The organism is Pontibacterium sp. (genome assembly GCF_041587635.1).
GTDB lineage: Bacteria > Pseudomonadota > Gammaproteobacteria > Pseudomonadales > Balneatricaceae > Pontibacterium.
Map to the genome: position 1 here is coordinate 1 of NZ_JBFGYC010000485.1, position 3063 is coordinate 3063.

Below are 3063 nucleotides of genomic sequence, written 5' to 3' on the forward strand. Positions count from 1 at the left end.
GAGCAATTTCGCATTTTACGCGATCATTTTTCCAGTAAAGGGCAAGCGCAACGCAGGTATAACCTTTGGCCTGAATAGCACCAGCAAGGTTATCGATTTCGCGACGGTGCAACAGTAGCTTACGCTCACGTCTAGGATCTGCGACAACGTGTGTGCAGGCGGTTTTTAGCGGTGTGAAGTGTGCACCCATGAGCCAAGCTTCGCCATTCTTCAGAATGACGTAGGAGTCGACGAGTTGAGCACGTCCTTCACGTAGGCTTTTTACTTCCCATCCGGCCAGAGACAGACCCGCCTCGAATTTATCATCAATATGATATTCGTGACGTGCCTTCTTATTTTGACAGATGGTGCTGCCACCACTTTTTGCTTTCTTCTTTTTTGCCATGGAGGCGATTATATCGGGGTGCAGGGTGCAAGGAAAGCCGCAGGAAACTATGTTTCTTACAGGGCGTTGTTGATTTATGACTAAATAACCCGTTTTTCGTATAGTTTTCGTTGCAAGATCGATCAGGATATGAACAATGTCGAAACTTTGTGCACTATACGAAACTCTCGACACTAAATTAGAGACCGCAATGCAAGAGAAACAATCAATTCATGGTTCCTGGGCGAACCGCTGGATCTTTATTTTGGCAGCAACTGGATCCGCTGTTGGTTTAGGTAACATCTGGAAGTTCCCGTACATTACAGGTGAGAACGGCGGTGGCGCTTTCGTTCTGGTTTATCTGGTCTGCATCCTATTAGTTGGTGTTCCGATCATGATGGGCGAAGTGCTGGTGGGTCGTCGTGCCCGGCAGAGCCCAATTAATGCCATGCGTGAGGTTGCTAAGGAGTCTGGCCATAGTGGTAAGTGGTCGCTAGTGGGCCTGATGGGCGTCATGTCCGGCTTCATGATCTTCTCCTTTTATTCTGTCGTTGCTGGCTGGGTACTGTATTACGTCGCCGGTATGGGTAAAGGTGACTTTGTTGGGGTTGGCAGTGAGCAGGCGGGAGCGATCTTCAATAACCTGCTGGGTGACTGGCAGAGCCTGATGATTTGGCACACCGTGTTTGTGGTTATGGTCATGGCGGTTGTCGCTGGTGGTGTAAATAAAGGCCTGGAGCGGGCAACGCGTGTCATGATGCCTGCACTGTTTGTACTGTTGCTGCTATTGCTGGGTTATTCCATGAATACCGGTCATTTTGCGGAAGGCTGGAATTTCCTGTTCAAGTTTGACGTCAGTAAGCTGACGTGGGATGCCGTGCTGGTAGCACTGGGCCATTCCTTCTTTACCCTGTCTCTGGGTATGGGGGCGATCATGGCATACGGTTCATACATGCCTAAAAAAGCATCCATTGGCGGTACGGTGATGACCATCGCAGCGATGGATACGCTGGTTGCTTTGGTGGCAGGCCTGGCTATCTTCCCTATCGTGTTTGCGAATCAGCTGGACCCAGGTGCAGGCCCTGGCCTGATGTTTGTTACCTTGCCGGTAGCATTCGGTCAGATGGCAGGTGGCCAGTTGTTTGGTTTCCTATTCTTCGTACTGATCGGCGTGGCGGCATGGACGTCTGCAATCTCTCTGATGGAGCCAGCAGCAGCCTGGTTTGTTGAGAACTTCAACATGTCGCGTAAAGTGGCTTGTGTGTTGCTGGCGCTCACCGTATGGGGTTTGGGTATTCTGGCATTGGGGTCATTCAACTTCCTGTCTGACGTCACCATCTTTGGGATGAACACCTTCGACTTCCTGGACTTTGCGACAGCAAATATCATGCTGCCATTGGGCGGGATCTTTATTTCATTGTTTGCGGGTTGGTTTGTTAAGAAGAAGGTCAGCCTGGATGAATTGGCGATGGAAGAGAATACCGTTTTTTACCTGTGGTATATCTCCATCCGGTTTATCGCACCGGTTGCGGTATCGATTATCTTCGCGATTAATCTGTACCAGAAGCTAGTCGGTTAAGTTGTTCGATCGGCGGTTATCATCAGGTAACCGCCTTCTGCCTTAGTCGCTCGTGAAAAAGCGGCGGAATCACGTATAATCAGCCGCGAATTATTTTCAGAGGTCGTGAGATGACACAGGTTGATCGCAGCGCTTTGGTTCTGCACACTGCAGAACAGATGTTTGATCTGGTGAATGATGTTGAAAATTATCCCCAGTTCTTACCTTGGTGTGCGTCGGTGGATCTCATCAGCCGGACAGAAACGGAGCTGGTTGCGACACTAAATGTGTCGAAAGGTGGTTTGAAATATAGTTTTACCACCCGCAATCGTCTGACGCGTCCACAAGAGATGACGATGGAGCTCGTGGATGGACCATTCTCCTCACTATCCGGTGTGTGGACATTTACACCGCTAAGTGATGAAGCTTCAAAGGTTGAACTGAATCTGTCGTTCGACTTTTCCGGTAAACTGACTTCGCTGGCGATGGGGCGTGTGTTTAATCAGGCGGCAACCACAATGGTTGAGGCGTTTGTGACCCGTTCTGACGAGATCTACTAACCGACAGGTATTTTCATGATCCGAGTAGAAGTAGCTTATGCATTACCGCATGATCAGAAGATTATTGCGTTGCAGGTCGAGGAAGACTGTTCAGCTTACGATGTGGTGATTCGATCCGGTATAGTGGAAACATACCCGGAGATCGATCCCGAGACGATCCCTATGGGGATTTTTGGTAAAGCTATTCGCAATCCAAAGGATACGATTATGAAGGAAGGTCAGCGAGTAGAGTTGTACCGACCACTGATCGCAGATCCAAAGGAGGCAAGAGCAAAACGCGCAGCTAAAATGAAAGCGAAGAAAGACGCTGAATAAACTGCACGTTTCAGAAAACTGAAGAGGGTCGTTGCTTAGTTGGTGGTATCAGGACGGTAGTCACCGCTAATTGCAGCGAGTGTGCCGTTTGTAAAAACAACGGTCAGATTTTTGCGGCTATAGTCGCCTTTGCCTTCTTGCATTGTGTAGATATAGTCCCAACGATCTTCATGGAAGGTGTCGGTTAGCAAAGGTGTCCCCATAACATAGCGGACCTGGCTGCGGGTCATTCCAGGGCGTAACTGGTCAACCATTTCTTGGGTGAC

General features: G+C 49.2%; 5 protein-coding genes. 3 read left to right on the forward strand and 2 right to left on the reverse strand.

Annotation, left to right across the window (positions count from 1 at the left end):
• Nucleotides 1-385: SsrA-binding protein SmpB (gene smpB / locus ABYW01_RS17870; protein ID WP_372835415.1), on the reverse strand; the 385-nt coding region annotated here is incomplete at its 3' end.
• A 190-nt stretch (nucleotides 386-575) separates the two neighbouring features.
• Between smpB and ABYW01_RS17875 the strand changes: the two genes are divergently transcribed.
• The 3 genes from ABYW01_RS17875 (at nucleotide 576) to ABYW01_RS17885 (ending at nucleotide 2797) form a co-directional block, all read left to right on the forward strand.
• Complete coding sequence (locus ABYW01_RS17875; RefSeq protein ID WP_372835418.1) at nucleotides 576-1943, forward strand: sodium-dependent transporter; 1368 nt, start codon at nucleotides 576-578, stop codon at nucleotides 1941-1943.
• Nucleotides 1944-2053: 110 nt separating this feature from the next.
• A complete protein-coding gene (locus ABYW01_RS17880) occupies nucleotides 2054-2482 on the forward strand; it encodes a type II toxin-antitoxin system RatA family toxin (protein ID WP_372835420.1) in 429 nt (142 codons plus the stop codon).
• A 15-nt stretch (nucleotides 2483-2497) separates the two neighbouring features.
• Nucleotides 2498-2797: an RnfH family protein gene (locus ABYW01_RS17885; protein WP_193951461.1), complete on the forward strand. Its 300-nt coding sequence runs from the start codon at nucleotides 2498-2500 to the stop codon at nucleotides 2795-2797.
• A 35-nt stretch (nucleotides 2798-2832) separates the two neighbouring features.
• Here the strand turns inward: ABYW01_RS17885 and ABYW01_RS17890 are convergent.
• A partial coding sequence (locus tag ABYW01_RS17890) for an outer membrane protein assembly factor BamE (RefSeq protein WP_372835423.1) occupies nucleotides 2833-3063 on the reverse strand: 231 nt, incomplete at its 5' end.